Origin of the sequence: Peribacillus sp. NPDC101480, from assembly GCF_050277335.1 — a bacterium.
Lineage (GTDB): Bacteria > Bacillota > Bacilli > Bacillales > DSM-1321 > Peribacillus.
In genome coordinates, this window is record NZ_JBNNSB010000005.1 from 91,268 (window position 1) to 107,660 (window position 16,393).

Below are 16,393 nucleotides of genomic sequence, written 5' to 3' on the forward strand. Positions count from 1 at the left end.
AACACTCCTTTTATTGATGATTTTTAGTATTCAGCAACTCCATATACGTAATTAAATTGTTCTTAGTCCGTAAGATGTGAAATTCTACTGCTGCCCTTAGTTCTGCAGGATCCCCTCTTAGTGCCGCTTCATAAATCATCCGGTGTTCCCGTTGCGTTTCTGGGTAATAATCAATCAGCAAATTCGGCGCAATGGGTGAGATACCCAACGTTTCTACCATTTTTTGAACTCTTGGCCACGGGCACCCTTTTCGGAGGGTTTCATGAAAAGCCGCATTCAAAAGGATATAATGTTCATTGGTTTCATCAGATAACTGAATCCCTTCCATTTCAATCAAAATTCCCTTTAATTTTTCTTTATCCTCCTTTGTTAAATAAGGAAGCGACTTTTCTACAGCAAGGCCTTCAAGCAGAGATCTGGTATGATAAATTTCTTCAATATCATCCCGGGTAATCGGTGTGACGATTGCTCCTTTATGAGGAACCATTTCCACCAACCCCTCCATTTGAAGTTGTGTAAGGGCTTCACGAATGGGCATTCTGCTTACCTCCAGGCGATCTGCCCACTCCTCTTGAATGAGTCGCTCCCCCTTTTTCAACGTCCCATTCAAAATCGCCTTCCTAAGACTTTTCGTTACATTTTTTACGATTGTAGATTTATCTCTTTTAGAATTAGCATTATCCAATTCAGCGTCCACCTTTCGATATTGGATACAATTTAAACTATATCAACTATATAAAGCGATTTCAATACTAAATTTTTAATATATTGTATCCAATCTAAATAAAACTGGATACAATACACAGGGTAAAATAACTAATTTCCATCAAAATATAAATTGGTTCCTCCATTTATATTTAACTTCAATTCACAAAATCCAAACCAGGAACTAACGCCAAAACTTTCCAAAAAATCTCATCATTATGATATCATTATTGTGGTATTCAAATTTATTTAAATAAGGGGTTGCTAGTTAATGAGTAAAGAAGTCTACATGATTGGCGAAATAAGGACTAATAATTTCACCGATAAAAATCTTTTCGAGAAAATCGGATCCCTTTGGAGCAAAACAAATGATTATAATATTGAAAATGATATGAAATATGGGATATACCATCAGTACGAAAGTAACTATCGTGGAGATTATACATTAGCTATAGCCACCGAAACCCCCGTATCGAATGAAAATTTTGTCATTCCAGATCAAGAATACGCGGTGTTTGAGTGTTTACAAGATGAACATTCCATAGGTGAAACCTGGAAAAAGATATGGCAGTTGGAGGAAGAGAAAAAAATGAACAGGAAATATAGCCTGGATTTTGAAAAATATTACCCTGATGGAAAAGTGGAAATACATATTGCGGTTTTATAAAAAGAAGCTACTATGTGAAATAAACCCACAATAGCTATACAATTTAGCTAGCCTTAAGGGCATGAATCGGTCCCCCACCGAGACTCATGCCTTTTTATTTCAGCTTTGTGCCCTAGGGATTAATCACGTTATATTGTTCAGTTCATTATAGAGTAGTTTTTTCGGGAAGAACTTCCCTTTAAATCAAGTTTTTTGTATCAGGATGCATTAATATCTTATCTGAAGGCTTCAACCGTGATAAAATCAAACAAATATAGTTATCATAATTCATATATAAAATAGGAAATTGGCAAAATGTCATTAGAATAAAGGGGAAAATATGAATGTCAGAATTAATCGATTGGAAAAATAGTGCTCGCGGTCATAAGTTCATAGCATCTTTTAGCGGAGGAAAGGATAGTGTCTTAGCCCTTTATAAAGCAATGAAGATTGGAGAAGCTGTAGGACTTATCGTCATGCTGGAGGAAGAAGGAAAACGTTCCAGATCCCATGGAATGCCTCCGGAACTCATACATGCCCAAGCTGAATCAATAGGATTGCCTGTATATACTGCAGCTGCCAGTTGGACTGATTATGAAAAAGTATTTATGCACCTTTTAGAAAATGCTAAAAATCAAGGAGCAGAAGTTTTAGTAACAGGAGACTTGGATATGCCTGCCCATGGCTGTTGGCATGATAAGGTTACGAAGAATGCCGGGTTGAAGCTTGGAATGCCTTTATGGGAAATGAATCATCGTGAAGCTGTCGAAGAGTTCATGAATCTAGGATTTGTAACGATCATCGTAACCGTTAATTTATCATTGGGAATGACAGAGGATGATTTAGGGCGAACGTTAACCCATGAATACGTGAAGGACCTTGAAGCTCGCGGTATTGACCCCTGCGGAGAAGGCGGAGAGTTCCATACGACCGTAATAGACGGCCCCATTTTTAAACAGCCAATTACCGTTCGTAAATGTGAGATAATCAAGGACGGAGAATATGCTTTTTTGCCTTTGGAGCTAGATAAGATGACGAATATGAGTACCTTATAACCGAACTAATTACCTATTTTAGCGGTAACCACTCCATACTGCACACCAATTATGAGATTTTCTATAACGATTGAGGTGCAGTTCGAGTCCTTTGACAGTAGGAGAATATCGAGTTTTAGTTAACATAATATTTTTATTGTAACTTAATTTTGCAGTAACCATTCATTTCTGATAACTTTCTGTTTCATTATTTGTTAAACAGGAAAACAACAGAATTTCAGAAAAGTAAATGTTTTTAATATACTAAATCGAGTGACTCTTTATAAAAATCAGTACGGTGGTATCAAGAAAAAAAGACTATATATTCTAGTCTTTTTTGAGAAGTCATTCGGTTGATTTAAAACTCTGTCCATTACCTGGCCAAAACTCTTATAATTTTCAAAATCCTCAGTGAAGTCGATTTTCCTAGCAAAAGGCGCGTATCCCATTCCGAGTGCCCTTTCACCTCTCCACACCAATGATACTAGTTTTTTCTACCCATTCAGATATATCGAAATAATGTTTACTCTGAAATAACTCCCCATTGAAGGAATTTGATACCCATATAAAAATACTGAGTACTACAGGAAGTGCACTTCGTCCTTTTCAGTTAATAATAGAAATCCATTAATGTTTCGTCCATTAAATCCTGTGTGAGTCCTATGTAAATCATCGTATCTTTTGGATTGGAATGATTAAGGATTTGCTGCAGTAAAGCGATATCCTTGAATTTTTGGTAATGCAAGTAGCCGAAGGTTTTTCGTAGGGTATGTGTACCGACATCCGGAATGTCTGCCATTTCAGCCGCTTTGTTCAGAACCCGATAGGCCTGTACCCTGGTGATTGGACCATTACCCTTTCGACTTGGAAATAAATACTGATCATTTTTCAGGTTCGATTTCCGGACATACTTCCTAACTTCTTTACGAAGTTGAGGATTGACAAGGAACCGCTTAATTTTATCTGTTTTTTGCTCCACAATGACAATATGCGTACCCTCAAGAATGTCTTTCACTCGCAATTGTAAAAGATCCCCTATACGTAACCCGATGTTTATCCCGATTGAAAACATCATATAATCCCTGTAGCTGCAATATTTTAATAGTGACTTTTTCATTTTTTCTATGTGATCCAACCGGCGTATAGGCTGGACATTTTTAATTCTTTGAGAGGCTGATTGCATGAATGGCTCTTTCTCCTTTCCCCTTCTTTCATTGTACGTGAACAGGTGAAAAAAAGGCAAGTTTTATAAATTTTGATACCCTTATAAACCTTGATTTAATGCGTTTTTGAATGTATCAATACAGGTCCTTTGTTACATTCAGAATATTCTTATAAAAACAAACCAGAAAGCACCTATAATCTACCAACCGCCATTAACCGGCTATATAGATTCATAGAGCCTTTTTAACTTCTTCTTGATTTATGACTCCAATAAAGTAAAACAACAGCTTTAAAAGCTAAATATGAAGCTCGTTTTTTATGACTTTTATTATATTTTTGTACATGCACTATTAAAAATAACTATTTTTCTAATTTTTAACATAGTCTGCAAAAAATTTCGATTTCACCATGCTATGGAATATTCGGCCTTGATTTCAATATATTCCTGTAAAAACAAATGAACCTTGGAGAGAGGCAGCGATTTCTTCCAAAGGAAAATGAAAGCTGCTCAAACAGACAACAGAACAACTATCGTATCCTCAATTATAAAAAAAATAGCCACTGCCCCCCTGCTAACCAGATTGTTAATGAAGAAGTTTTGCAATAACTTTTATAACTTTTTACCCCCTCGCTCTTTCTAAACAATTTTTCATTGATAACGGAATTCGAATACAGGATTAGCGACCAATCTATTAACGATAATAATGTTATGTAAACACTCAATATTTGATAAAGAGAATCTTATTTACTTCCCTTTGTCATATATTCCCCCAATCAATTAATGAATATAAAAACTGGCATTATCAATAATCTCTACGTCTTTGTGACTTTTCAGCTCATCCATCAACTGGAAAAGTGCTCCATCCTTCTGTTTTGCTTCAATCATGCAATCCAGCTGTGGTAAGCTTCCCTTTATTTGTTGCAAAAATTCCATGAACATTCCAGTATCCACAAAATCAGCATGTGCTCGAAATTCTTTATCGGACCTTGGACTTGAAATATGCATTTTAGGGGGTAGCTTGGAATTACTCCATGTATTCAATATTCGGTCCCAATGATCTTTCCAATCTTCATTTGGTAACTGATGTGCGAGGTAATGGTGATAATCAAAAACCATTGGTATGCCTAATTTTTCACATAAATAAAGTGTTTCCGACAAAGTATAGGTAGTATCATCATTCTCAAGAATGACCATTCTTTGAATCGATTCCGGAATCAAACCCCAATTATGGATAAACTGCTCTAATGCCTGTACATGCTCGCCATAACCGCCGCCAACATGCAAAACACAGCGGTGCTCGGGATCCACTCCCATTTTTTTTAATAAAGTAAAGTGCATCCTTAATGTTTTTAAGGATGTCTTCAGTATATCGATATTTGAGCTATTCAAGATGACAAAATGATCTGGGTGAAAATCTATCCTCATTTTTGGGTGATTCTTTATGAATGTTTTTAATTTAGCCAGTTCTTCTGAAATAGGATCTATGTAATCCCATTCTGGAATTTCTGGATGATTGGCTAAAGGGATAAGTTTTGAAGAAAGCCTGAAGAACTGAATATTATTAGCTTCGTTATGAATCAGTAAACGCCAGCAATTATGAAGATTGGATATTGAAATGCGTTCGAGCTTCCTTATCGCTGCATCTCTGTCCTTAATTTTAGAAAACTGAGCAAAAGTCATCGTTTGGGATGGTGAACAGTTTGGCACATGATTACTCATGGCTACATAACCAAGACGGATTAATGTCAAAGTGATAGCTCCTTTCACGTTGAATGTTTAATGGAAGTATTCCCCTATGAGACCAATATTATAAATGTGAAAGCATCCATGACTCCGAGAAATTAAAAAAACGGCCTTTTTCCGAATGAATATCGGGCAAAAGCCGTATTTTCCAAACACTCATTTTCGCTTGAATTTTTCATACTTTTTTTGTTGTACTTACACTTCAGGAGTAGGAGTTGGTTTGGCATATCCACTTTTATATTTTTCATCGACTTTATTCCGGATCTCTTTGACGCTCATACCGTCATTCAAGTCCAATATGGATTGCGCAGCAATTTCTAAGCAAACTCCGCATCTTGTCCCGTGGTCATCCCAAACCACTTCACCATTTTTTTTATTCTCATGGATAAAACAATCGTAATTATTTTTATGGTTAGCTGACTCTCCGCAACCGCAGTAACAAGGTATTTTTTCTAGTAAATCTTTATTTTGTGCAACAGCTAAATAGATTGTCTTCATATCCTCCGGTTTTTCAGCTAAGAAATCCGGTGCTATTTCCTTACTGCTGGTCTCCTCCTGAAGGTCTCCAGATACCGTATGCTCTGAATGTCCTTCATGACTGCTTTCTTTTTTCACAACATTTCCCTCTTCACTTGAACAGCCTGAAAGTATTAATGAAGAACAGATTCCCAAAGTGACGGTCATTAATTTTAGCTTCATTTATACACTCCTTGGTTATTTTCATACTCCCATTTTATGGCACACAAAGGCTTATTACAAGCATAAGGTTCCTAAACATAAGGATTTAAAATGACACGACTTCGTGCATATTTTTAAAGTATTAACCACACACTTTAAGAAAAAAGAATGAGGTGATATTGTTGTGAGAGCGCCACTACCATCATTGTTAATTTTATTAGGCACATATTTCCTTATTATCCTCCTTGATAACCTACAGGGCTTGAATATATTGCACTCTTTCTATAGCATCAAACAATATTTGATAGTAGGTCGTGGAGAAGATTACTTTCTGCTCTTGTTATTCACCATAATCTTTTTATATTTGATCATAATCTCAGCCATCAAAAACCGGCAGCCTCCCTCTTCATGAAGCAGCTGGTTTAATTTTTTGTTTTATATATGCGGTTATCAATAATAAAATGGGGATTCCAATGAGTAAAGGTAGATGTAAAAGGTAAGGGACGACTTTTAACCCTTCATTTATATGAGCCTGATAGCTAGGAGCAATCATTATCGAAGAGATGAAAATAACACCGCCAACCAGATAAATGAATATAGGTGATGGTTTCATTTGAAATAAGTCCCCTGCGCCAATAATGGCACAAAAGAAAAAGATCGAAATTTTAATGAAGCCTAAAATGATCATTAAAACAAGAATAAAGGTATCCAGTCTCTCAATAAAATCAGCGATATTAATATAACTCACGGCTGTAAGAGCTGGGAAATTAGACCTTAATACCGCCTCGGGACCTAATACGGACAAGAGAATGAACGAATTAAGAGTTAAAGAAACCCCACCTATTATTATCGCAAAAAGGCCCACTTTAACAGCAGAACTCTTTTTATTCAAATACGGAAGGATCATCGTAAATGTAATCAATTCTCCAAAAGGCACGGTTATACCTGTAGGAATCAACTCTTTCCATACCATTCCCCATCCGTTGCCTAATACAGGCTGAAGGTTTTCCAATTTTGTATATCCTCCTAATATAAACATAAAGTTTAAAATCAAAAGGGTCACGATAATAATGGTAAAGCATAAGCATGCAACACGTGCAAATGCTTCCAATCCTAGATGAACTCCATAAATTAAAACAAGTATCATGCATATCCCCAGCGTTATAATGGAAGTGCGTCTATAAGTGGAGCTAATTAATAATTCTTCAAAATCGCGTAATACTCTTGAAGCAAGATAAACAAAATAGATGATATAGGAAAAACTCAATACGCTGCCGATATATTTACCCCAAATTTTCCGGACATAGCCGGTCATCGGTATGTCAGGATATTTTTTGAATAATGAAATATACACGAAATACAGTAAACATCCGAAAAGGGTTGATAAAAGGTTAACAATCCAGACATCCTGCTTGGCACCCTTTCCTATAATAAGCAGTAGATTACTGCCAAACATAAAAATGATCATCATACAAAATAACTGAAATCCATCAATTTTTATTTTAGGCAATGCATCCTCACCTCCCCATTCATTTATTTCGGCTCATAAGGTTCCATTAGCAATCCGGAATTGATAATCTCTACATGAACCTTCAATGATATCTGCGCATCTGAATATAGGTTATCCCAATTTTTTTTGTTTTGGCGCCAATAAACGGGATTTGTTCGGGACAGGGCATCACCAAAACCAAAAATATCTGACTTTTCTTTTTGAGTGATGCTAATCGTCTTTTTAATTTGCCTTTTTAATTCATTTTCCATTTTTTTTTCGAATTTTTTTAACACTCTCGGATCACTTAAATTAAGCTCACATGATGTTTCCAACAGTTCTCCCATCACGTTGATATCAGTATGAATGACAGGTTTTTCATGATGGATCTCAGTTAACATTTTACTTTTCACACCGATTGTGTTGATTGTTACATTTCCTCTTTCACAAGGTAACACAACGGAAGTATTTTTCACTTTAGATGTAACGAATTGAGCGGCTCGGGCCGTTTCTCCATCCAACCATCTCACCAATTTGCCTTTTCTGAAAACGGCTAATCCTTTAACCTTAATAGTAGTCGGGTTCGTCGTCTCTAAATTTCCTGTTTGCTTCCCCTTCTGGGAAGCATTGCTTATACTGATTCCCGGAAGTGATACATCTTTGCCTTCACTCAACAGTGAAGCAATGATTTCATAAGCTAACACCTCACTAGATGATCCATACGACTTTTGATTATTTTGTGTTGTACTGATGATATTTTTACCAGGAGTAATCTCAAGAGGTTCAATTACTCCAAGTACATCCTTCGCAGTCTTCCCGCGCGAAATAAAGATCGGGATACTTACCCGCGAATATTTACCTCTATCTAGACCATCGAATATTAAATCCAAATCATTTCGAGCTAACTTCTCGCCAATAATAATGAGCGAGAGATGTGTTGTGTTATTTTCCCTCGGAATAACGGAAGCTGACTTACCTAAAGCCTCCAAAAGCGTTTTTCCTGTTATCGTATAGTTGATGACAGCGAGACTTTGACCTCCTGATGTGTTGGTTTGGGATAGGCCGCTAGGATTTATGACTTGATATGTTACTCGGTATGGTTGTTTTGGATCGTCATTTTGGTCAACTCCCATAGCTATTATGACCCCAAGTTCGTTTAATTCCCGATAATTTGAACACCCTGAAAACAATAAGCAAATGGCTGCCATCCATAAAAGTGAAATATTAATTTTCATTTTTCGTTCCCCCGTATTTAGCCGAGTTTTATTTTCTTGATGGTTTTTTCAAAAGTGATGGTAGCGGGAAACGAAAAAAAACATCTTTTTGCTCCTTGAAACGAAATGGAGCAAATGGGGCAAAATAGGGTACACCAAAAGACCTCAGGCTGCTCATATGAAGCCAGATACATAAAGTGAAAAGCAATATGCCATATAAGCCTATAAATGCCGAGATCAAAATCAATATAAATCGAATTCCACGAGTTACATTGACTAGACTGGTATTTGGCAGTGTAAAACTGCTGATTGCAGAGATGGCTACAATGATGACAACTGCCGCTCCCACAAATCCCGCTTCAACAGCTGCCTGCCCTAAAATAAGTGCACCTACAATTGATACGGCTGGTCCGATCGCCCTTGGCATTCGAATTCCTGCCTCCCGTAATATCTCGAAGGCCATTTCCATTACCAGTATCTCGACAATCGCTGGAAAAGGAACATTTTCTCTTTGAGCCATTAAACTGACGAGTAAAGTAGTAGGAATAAGCCCCTGGTGATGAGTAATTAGTGCCAAATAAATAGAGGATGCATACATCGACAGAAAAAAGGCTCCAAATCTTAACATCCTTAAAAAAGAGCTGATATATTGATTTTGATAATAGTCCTCCGGAGATTGAAAAAATTGAGAAAAAATCGCCGGGACGATTAAAACAAATGGAGTTCCTTGAATAATGATGGCAATTCGCCCTTCCAACATATTTCCAACTACCGCATCTGGACGTTCTGTATTCAAAAGAAGGGGAAAAATCGTCGCTGAATCATCCCGGATTAATTCCTCAATGTAATTCGATTCAAGAACCCCATCAATATCAATGCCCTTTACTCGTTCTTTGACTTCCTTCACAATACTCTCATCCGCAATTCCCTGAATGTACATGATTCCAATATCCGTTTGAGTGACACTTCCGACTTTCAAGCTTTCTAAGCGTACATCAGGATTTTGAACCCTAGCACGAATTAATGACGTATTGGTTCTTAAATTCTCAGTAAAACTATCTTTTGGTCCTCTAATGACAGTTTGGCTTGTCGGCTCGGTTATCGCACGGGATGGTTGACTTTTAGTACTGGCGATGAATGCTTTTGCACTGCCATTCAACAATACAACCGTATCTCCTGTCAAAACCGCTGATATGAATTCCTGCCAACTTTCTTTAACGGTTAATTGGGATACCGTTAGAATATGGCTTGCTCGTTCTTCTATCTCTGTAAATATTTGTTTATTTTCTTTAAACCAATCTATTAATGGTTCAATTATATTTTCATTAATGATGGTAGCATCAGCCAAACCGTCAAGGTGGATTACAGCTGCCTGTATCGATTTATCGTGTGGAGATTCAATCATTCGAACAGACAAATCTGAACTGTCCCCAAGCACGTTCTTCAATCTCTTTACATTTTCATTTACCTCGCAGGATAAGGTGCCATTGGTTGTAGATTTTTCTTTAGCTCTTTTAAGAGAACGTCCTATCCTCACTTTTCCGCCCCTTACTGATTAAGAGTGTGTATATGTTCGTTTCACTGATGATTGACTTTATTATTTGTATCTAATATAAATATATGTAATAAAAGGATGGTGAGAAAAATTTTGATATCACTTTCCATCGAAAAAAGCCGATTTTTCCTTATAAGGGAATCATCGGCTTTAATATTTTGGTGGGAATTATTCACCATCTCTCAAGTCAAAGTAAATTCGATTTTACGTCCGTTTCAATAATATTAACGAGCTACTTTATTTCTTACTTTTAGATAAGGCTAGCGGAATGGTTACCAGCGAAACCCCTGCTGCGACCCAAAGCCAGCTGGTGATTCGTTTTTTTTCGCTTCCGCTTTTACTGGGTATACTCGATCCGTATGATTTTCTGGAGGTCGGCCGTTCTATGTCCGCTGTTTCATTCGCTTTATGCAAATGCTGATTCTCTGGTAATTGGGTTGTTCTTTCCAAATCGCTTGTATCTTCTCCCATTCCTTTAAGAAAGGTCATCAGAAAAGTCATAGCTTGTTTGACTTCTTGGTCATTCAAGGAACGCAGCAATGATAGGTAGCTTGGCTTTTCCGGCATTTTATCAGACTCTGCCATACGGGCAATCCCTGAATTGATCTTGAGGATAAGCGGTTCAAGCTGCTGAACATTAAGTGTTCCTAACGTGCCAAGTATGAGAAGCAGATTTTTTAGCGTATTTGCCGTTTCTGGGGTGTCTGCTGTCTTGACAAGAATGTTCAGCACTTTGTCCCCTTCCTTCAACAAGCTGTTAACCATTGATAAAATCCCTCGATCCTGCATGCCCTTCATGACTTCAAACGTTTCTTTAATCACTTCTTTATTTTCCAAAAGGGTACGCTCGATATCCTCGAGTTCAATTCTTCTTTTTTCTTCATCGCTAATGGAGATTCGATTGATCACTTTTGTCGCTTTAGCCACGGTTCCTCTCCTCCTTTTTGATCTTCAAGAGGTCACCTGGGAATATATAATCTTCACGAGCCCATTTTTTTTGTACTTGTACACCTATCTGCGGTTGTGGATTACCATTACGATGGTTGATACTCGGCAATGGATTGTCTCCTTTAACCCTGAGCACTTCCATTTTTGCTTGAACTTCCTTATAGGCAGGAGTATCAGTATCTTTATCTGAATGGCTGCTTGTCAATTGGTTGATTGCCCCGTCACCTGAATCGTTCATTGGCAGATAAACTTCTTTACCTTTTACACGATCCGTAATCAGGCATTGCACTTTTGCATTTCCATATGGTGAAGTAAGCCGAACAAGAGTGCCATCCTCAAGCCCTCTATCTTTTGCCAATTCCCGGGATACCTCAAGGAAGACTTTTGGCGTTTTGGAAGTAATGCCTTTTGATTTATAGGTCATGTTTCCTTCATGGAAATGTTCCAATAAACGGCCATTATTCACATGGATATCGAACTCATCCCCAAAGTCAATCGGTTTGGTCCATTCGACTGGAAATAACCTTGCTTTTCCATCAGGGAAAGGAAAAGCTTCCGTGAATAACAGTGGCGTATCTTTACCATCTGGCGTCACTGGCCATTGAAGACTGTTATAACCCTCCAAGCGTTCATACCTTACTCCTGCATATAACGGTGATAGTTTAGCGGCTTCTTCCATAATTTCACTTGGATGCTCATAATTCCAGCCGGCTCCTAACGAATTAGCGACATTCATAATGATTTGCCAATCAGGCTTTGAGTCGCCAAGCGGTTCAAAGACTTGATAAAGACGTTGAATACGGCGTTCCGTATTCGTGAAAGTACCTTCTTTTTCAAAGCTTGGGCTTGCGGGAAGGACGACATCCGCGAATTCAGCCGTTCTTGATAAGAAGATATCTTGTACCACAAAGAAGTCCAGTTTTTCAAATGCTTTATGGACATGATTGATATTCGAATCGACCAGACCCATATCTTCACCCTTTAAGTACATTGCTTTGATGGTACCGGCATGTATCCCTTCGACCATTTCATGATTATTCAGGCCAGGGTTTTCTGGTATTTTTGCACCCCAGGAGTTTTCATATTTCAAGCGGACCTTTTCATCTGTTACTTTTTCATAACCTGGCAGGCGATCCGGCATACTGCCAAAATCGCTGGCTCCTTGAACATTATTATGGCCGCGTAATGGGTAAGTACCTGTTCCAGGTTTACCGTAGTTGCCTGTTATTAGCATAAGATTGGAAATTGCAGTACTTGTATCGCTTCCTCCTCCATGCTGGGTAACTCCCATGGCCCAAAGCGTTGCAACACTTTCCGCATCATGAATGGCCTCTGCCAACGTAATTAAATCTTCCTTAGCTACACCTGTTACTTTTTCTGCATATTCCATTGTGTAAGGTTCCAAAGTCTTGATGTATTCTTCCATTCCATTTACACGATTTTTGATGAATTCTGTATCTGCCCATCCTTTGTCGACGATATATTTAGACACGGCCGACAGCCAAATGATATCCGTTCCCGGAGCAGGCTGGATGAAGAGGTCGGAGCGTTCAGCCATTTCATGCTTTCTGATGTCCGCCACTATCAGCTTCTGTTTACCTAGTTTATGGGAACGTTTGATTCTTGTAGCCAACACGGGGTGTGATTCGGATGTATTGGAGCCTATGATCAATACAAGTTCGGACTTTTCGATATCCTTTATGCCCCCTGTATCTCCGCCATATCCAACCGTTCTGAATAGTCCTAAAGTAGCCGGCGTCTGACAATACCGGGAACAGTTATCCACATTATTGGTGCCAATGATTCCCCTAGCCAGCTTTTGCATTAAATAGGACTCTTCATTGGTGCATTTGGAAGACGTTATGAAAGCCATCGAATCCGGACCGTGAGAATCTTTGATTTCAGTGAATTTACGGGAAATCAATTCAAGGGCTTCTTCCCATTCAGCTTCCCTGAACGCATCCCCTTCCCTAATTAATGGTTTTGTGAGTCTTTCTTCACTATTCACGAAATCCCATCCGAATTTCCCTTTTACACAAGTCGAAATTCCATTTGCAGGTGCCTCCACTTGCGGTTCGATCTTAAGGATTTTACGATCTTTGGTCCAAACGTCAAAGCTGCATCCTACCCCACAGTATGTACAAACTGTTTTTGTCTTCTTGATCCTTGCATCCCTCATGGCGGATTCCATATCTGAAATCGCTAAAATCGAACCATAACCCGTTTCAACATTTTTCGTGATTTCTATCATTGGTCGAAGTGTTTGTTTGGCAATGCCGGTTAAAAATCCGGCTTCCCCTTCCATTCCCTTTTCCATCATTGCATTACACGGACATACAGTTGAACAGTGTCCACATGACACACATGAAGATTCATTGATTGGAACATTATCATCCCAAATGACACGCGGGCGTTTTGCTTCCCAATCAATGGTCAATGTTTCGGTGACCTGTACATCTTGACACGCTTCAACACAACGGCCGCAAAGGATGCATTGATCAGGATCATATCGATAGAATGGATTCGACCGATCCACTTCATATGGTTTTTGATCAAAAGGAACACTTTGATGATTTACCTTCATTTCCTTAACCGTATTGTGTATTTCACAGCCGCCATTATTATAATCGCAAACCGTACAATAAAGCTCATGGTTATACAATATCTTGTCCATAGCCATGACCTGTGCTTCTTTTACATCAGGTGCAACTGTATCAATTACATCACCATCGTTGATCTTGGTTGAACAAGACCTTACAAGTTCTCCATTAACGCTCACTAAACATGTATCACATGTTTCGATAGGACCTAGGCTAGGATGGTAACAAACATTCGGGACTTCAATGGCGCTATCCGTCAGCATTTGTAATATTGTTTGATTACCTTCCAGACTGGTCTCTGCACCATTGATTTTTATATGCACTTTCTCTGGCAAACTAATCGCTCCCCTCTTACACAACGAAAAAATTCATCATTTTATATTTTCTACCCCCGCACATTTTTTCTCAAACTTGCGAAAGTAAAAAATGGAAGACTCCTTTTAACCAATTTCATATCAGAAATGAACAAAGTCGAAGTGAGACATAGTATTCACTCACTTCGACTTTATCGTCATTGGTTAGATTTTGCTTTCAATACAAAAGAACTTAAAGGGGGAACGGTTATCAGACTCCCTTTAATCCTTTCTATTTCTTCCAGGCCAGCCCGCTGTCCATCCACTAAAACGGTCCAATTATCTTCGTGGGGAAGAGAAATCGTAATCGCGTCCCAATTTGCATTATGAATCACTGCAATTGTTGAATCTTCAGTTATTAAAGAGAATGCAACCACATTTGGCGGAGCATCAAAGAATTGTAAATGCTTTTCTATTTCTTCGGGTGTGCTTAACCGAAAAACAGAATGATTTTTCCTGAGCGAAATTAGCCCTTTCATATACTCCACTTCCCGATTGAACTCCGCTCTTCTTTTCCAATCCAATCGGTTAATCCAATCAGAAGATTGATAGCTATTTTCATCTCCATCCTTCGTGCGCATGAACTCTTGTCCAGCATGTATCATTGGAATTCCCTGTGACAGTAAGACAATTGCCGAAGCTAATTTATGCATCTGTTTCCTTTTCTCTTCCGTCGCATCTGGATTAGTGATGAGAAGCTTATCCCATAGAGTATAATTATCATGTGCTTCAACATAATTGATCACTTGATCTGGTCTTTGATATGTTGCGATATCATCATCATATTTCAAACCACCAGCAATTCCTTTTTTGATAATATCTTCCATTCCTGGTTTTCCATTCACGAATCCTTTATCATGTTCATTCATTACAAACCCTTTTAAACCATCACGGATCGCATCATTAAAATGAGCGATTCCAGGCATTTTAAAAGCATTCTTTTGATTTGCTTTCAGCTCTTGGGCCAAGCGGGTATCCATATCCCAGCCTTCACCCAAAACAATGAGGGTCGGATCAATTTCTGCCAATGCCTTTTTCACTTCATTCATCGTTTCCACATCATGAATCCCCATTAAATCGAAACGGAAACCATCAAGGTTAAATTCCTTCGCCCAATAGGTTACGGATTCAACAATGAATTTGCGCATCATTTTACGTTCAGACGCGGTGTCATTTCCTACACCAGTTCCATTAGATAAGGAGCCGTCAGCGTTATAGCGAAAAAAGTAAGTGGGAACGAGTTTATGGAAGTTTGAGTGCTCCACAGAATAAACGTGATTATAGACAACATCCATGATCACTCGTAAACCGTGATCATGTAAACCTTGAATCATTTCCTTTAACTCACGAATCCTGACTTTTGGTTGATACGGATCAGACGAATAAGAGCCCTCGGGAGCGTTATAATTCTGTGGATCATATCCCCAGTTATATTGTGGTTCATTCAATTTCATTTCATTGACTGTGGCAAAGTCGAATATCGGGATAAACTGAACATGGGTAACGCCTAGATCTTTAATATGATCAAGACCCGTTTTCACTCCTTCTGGACCTTTGGTTTCGGCTTCAATCACTCCTAAGAATTTACCTTTATGATGGATTCCGCTTTCAGGATGAATAGATAAATCCCGTGTATGCAATTCATAAATGACTATGTCCTCAGCTTTTTCGAGAGGTGGTTTATCTCGTGTCCACCTTTCAGGGTTCGTATCTGTTATATCTATCACGACTCCTTTAATACCATTAACAGTAACTGCACGAACATATGGATCGACGGCTTCACTCCAGTTTTCTCCCACTCTCACTTTATATGTATAAATCAATCCATCCTGATCACCGTTCAACTCAATCGTCCAGGTACCTTTTTCCGAACGCACCATCGGAATCTCTATTCCATCTGAATCTTCCCAATGTTTATAAGTAACTAGCTTAGCTTCAGATGCAAGTGGTGCCCATAACCGGAATGCCGTTTTATCTTTAAGATAGGAATTTCCTAAATCTTTGCCTTCATAGAAATATAGTTCATCCAATTCCGACGGCTTTACTGGATTAATATTTGCAATCGGCAGGGATTCCAACTGATTTTCCGTTTCATTACCCGTAGGTTTTCGATTATTTTTATTTTCCTCTTCAAAATAAGAAAGTGAATCTTTAATAGGTCATTCCTCCATTGAAATTCCCATTTTAGAACAGGAATTATTAATTTTTATAATCATGAGCGAATTTTCCCTTATGTTATGATTCCACAGGCTTTACCCATCAA

General features: G+C 38.3%; 10 protein-coding genes and 2 pseudogenes. 2 read left to right on the plus strand and 10 right to left on the minus strand.

The genetic code is table 11. The features are described from left to right. Positions 1-10 precede the first annotated feature (10 nt). Positions 11-685: a GntR family transcriptional regulator gene (locus ACQKMF_RS17565; protein ID WP_063233736.1), complete on the minus strand. Its 675-nt coding sequence runs from the start codon at positions 683-685 to the stop codon at positions 11-13. 291 nt (positions 686-976) lie between these two features. Here ACQKMF_RS17565 and ACQKMF_RS17570 point away from each other — a divergent pair, with 291 nt between their 5' ends. Together ACQKMF_RS17570 and ACQKMF_RS17575 are read left to right on the plus strand one after the other, a co-directional pair. Then, a complete protein-coding gene (locus ACQKMF_RS17570; RefSeq protein WP_260357710.1) occupies positions 977-1,372 on the plus strand; it encodes a GyrI-like domain-containing protein in 396 nt (131 codons plus the stop codon). 323 nt (positions 1,373-1,695) lie between these two features. Next, positions 1,696-2,406 (plus strand): diphthine--ammonia ligase, encoded by a 711-nt coding sequence (locus ACQKMF_RS17575; protein WP_230175924.1) that lies wholly within the window; start codon positions 1,696-1,698, stop codon positions 2,404-2,406. Between the two features lie 589 nt (positions 2,407-2,995). Here ACQKMF_RS17575 and ACQKMF_RS17580 read toward each other — a convergent pair. The 9 genes and pseudogenes from ACQKMF_RS17580 to pulA form a co-directional block, all read right to left on the minus strand. Then, entirely contained in the window at positions 2,996-3,568 is a 573-nt protein-coding gene (locus ACQKMF_RS17580) for a tyrosine-type recombinase/integrase (RefSeq protein WP_427574268.1), read from the minus strand. A 759-nt stretch (positions 3,569-4,327) separates the two neighbouring features. After that, positions 4,328-5,299: a UV DNA damage repair endonuclease UvsE gene (gene uvsE / locus ACQKMF_RS17585; RefSeq protein WP_260357711.1), complete on the minus strand. Its 972-nt coding sequence runs from the start codon at positions 5,297-5,299 to the stop codon at positions 4,328-4,330. A 189-nt stretch (positions 5,300-5,488) separates the two neighbouring features. After that, positions 5,489-5,992, minus strand: coding sequence for a PCYCGC motif-containing (lipo)protein (locus ACQKMF_RS17590; protein ID WP_402937101.1), 504 nt, complete (start codon positions 5,990-5,992; stop codon positions 5,489-5,491). A 385-nt stretch (positions 5,993-6,377) separates the two neighbouring features. Beyond that, positions 6,378-7,481 carry a GerAB/ArcD/ProY family transporter gene (locus tag ACQKMF_RS17595; RefSeq protein WP_260357713.1) on the minus strand — a complete coding sequence of 368 codons (1,104 nt, stop codon included), beginning with the start codon at positions 7,479-7,481 and terminating at the stop codon, positions 6,378-6,380. Positions 7,482-7,504: 23 nt separating this feature from the next. Then, the gene (locus ACQKMF_RS17600; RefSeq protein ID WP_427574271.1) at positions 7,505-8,695 is read right to left on the minus strand and encodes a Ger(x)C family spore germination protein; all 1,191 of its coding nucleotides are present in this window, start codon (positions 8,693-8,695) and stop codon (positions 7,505-7,507) included. A 28-nt stretch (positions 8,696-8,723) separates the two neighbouring features. Continuing rightward, a complete protein-coding gene (locus tag ACQKMF_RS17605; protein ID WP_260357715.1) occupies positions 8,724-10,211 on the minus strand; it encodes a spore germination protein in 1,488 nt (495 codons plus the stop codon). Positions 10,212-10,634: 423 nt separating this feature from the next. Next, positions 10,635-11,156, minus strand: a pseudogene (locus tag ACQKMF_RS17610) (DUF1641 domain-containing protein); the annotation flags it as partial. Beyond that, the gene (fdhF, locus tag ACQKMF_RS17615; RefSeq protein WP_427574273.1) at positions 11,149-14,112 is read right to left on the minus strand and encodes a formate dehydrogenase subunit alpha; all 2,964 of its coding nucleotides are present in this window, start codon (positions 14,110-14,112) and stop codon (positions 11,149-11,151) included. The pseudogene ACQKMF_RS17610 and the gene fdhF, both read right to left, overlap by 8 nt. 176 nt (positions 14,113-14,288) lie before the next feature. Then, positions 14,289-16,175, minus strand: a pseudogene (pulA, locus tag ACQKMF_RS17620) (type I pullulanase); the annotation flags it as partial. Positions 16,176-16,393: the final 218 nt, after the last annotated feature.